This is a genomic window from Rhabdonatronobacter sediminivivens, assembly GCF_013415485.1.
Lineage (GTDB): Bacteria > Pseudomonadota > Alphaproteobacteria > Rhodobacterales > Rhodobacteraceae > Rhabdonatronobacter > Rhabdonatronobacter sediminivivens.
Genome location: NZ_JACBXS010000111.1, coordinates 1 through 1,607, shown reverse-complemented (window position 1 = coordinate 1,607; position 1,607 = coordinate 1). Strand labels below are relative to the sequence as shown.

The 1,607-nt window shown below is 61.8% G+C and carries 1 protein-coding gene; it reads left to right on the top strand.

What is annotated here, in order from left to right; genetic code table 11:
- Positions 1-135 precede the first annotated feature (135 nt).
- Positions 136-1,392: an IS110 family RNA-guided transposase gene (locus HUK65_RS18345; RefSeq protein ID WP_179907709.1), complete on the top strand. Its 1,257-nt coding sequence runs from the start codon at positions 136-138 to the stop codon at positions 1,390-1,392.
- Positions 1,393-1,607 lie beyond the last annotated feature (215 nt).

Genomic DNA, 1,607 nt, shown 5'->3' with positions numbered 1-1,607 from the left:
TAGCACGTCGGGAAGAAGGGCTGTCGTGAGGTTATGGCCACGCGCGCAGCCCCCAGATAGCGCAGCGTGTGGCCATAACCGGGTCTCAGGTCTCAACAGTGGTTTTGCACAACCACACCGCTGAGGAGACCGGCTATGACCGCCCATCATTCTACTGCCGCGACCGTGCTGGTCGCCATCGACATTTCCAAGCATCGCCATGAGGTGCTGATCGGCATCCCGGGTAAGACGCGGCGCCGTCGCATGACCGTTATGAACACGCTGGAAGACTTCCAACGCCTGTCTGCGGCCCTCGCCAGCTACGATCTGCCGGTGCGGATCGGGTTTGAGGCGACCGGCAACTACCACCGTCCGCTGGCGCACCATCTCGGCCTGGCCGGGTTCGACCTGAAGCTGGTTTCTTCCGTCGGTCTGGCCCGGACGCGAGAGGCCCTGCACAACAGCTGGGACAAGAACGACCCGAAGGACGCCCAGGTCATCCTGCACATGCTGGAGATCGGCGCCGTGCAGTTCTTTCATGACCCGCTGGTTGTCGGGACGGCGGATATCCAAGAGCTGTCGAAGACGCACGAGATCGTCTCGCGTTCGAAGACCGAGCTCTGGCACCGTATCCTGACGCATTACCTGCCGCTCTACTTCCCCGAGGCCGAACGGTTTCATCGAAGCTCGCGAACCGACTGGTTCCTCGCGTTCCTCGAGAGGTATCCGACGCCGACGATGATCACGACCATGACCCGGGAAGCCTTCATCGCTGATGCTTGGCAGGTGGTGGGCAAGAAGGTCTCCAAAGAGCGCCTGCTTTCAGATATTTACGCCACGGCGGTCGGCTCTGTTGGTTTACCAGTCGGACCGGATTCCGACGCCGTTCGCATGTTCCGTCTGGTCCTCGCCGAAGGCAGAAGCCTCGTCCGCCAGCGCAACGAGATCGAGGCGCGAGCGGTCAAGTTGCTCTCGGATCTGCCCGACTATCAACTGCTGACGACCATTCCCGGCATCGGCCCGATCAACGCCATGACCATCCTGGCCGAGGCCGGTGACCTGCGTCGGTTCCGGCATCATCGGCAATTCTTGAAGTTCTGTGGCATGGACCTCGCCACCGTTCAGTCTGGCATGTTCCGCGGTCAGAGCCGCATCTCGAAGTACGGCAATGCCCGGCTGCGGCGCACGCTCTGGATGGCCGGCCAGACCGCCGTTCTCAAGCGGACCAACAGCTTCCGCGACAAGTTCGAGCGCTACATCTCCAAGGATCGACACAACGCCCATCTGCGCCGCAAGGCCTACACCGCGATCGCGGCCAAGATGGCGCGCACCGTACACGCCGTGGTCAATCACGGCGAACCCTATCGCCCCTTCTTCGAGGGGGTGAGCCCAGGCGGAAGGACCTCTCTCTGACGAGCCGTGGAGGCAGCTTGCTGACCTCGTAGATAATGTTCGGGCCTTCTGCTTGGGATTTGGGATCTCGTATTGAGGACGGTGAGGGCCGCCACCGCGCGTACCCTGTGTTTGCTATGGAAGAGATCATTTCTTGACGGCAGAGCCCGTCTGGGCAACCGTATCAGGGCATTCGGGACACCGGATGCCCCATGACCTGCTGACCTAAGCAGCCA

What these genes read in the sequence shown, in the direction of transcription:
- HUK65_RS18345 (WP_179907709.1), top strand. Translation starts at nt 136, where the DNA reads ATGACCGCCCATCATTCTACTGCCGCGACCGTGCTGGTCGCCATCGAC.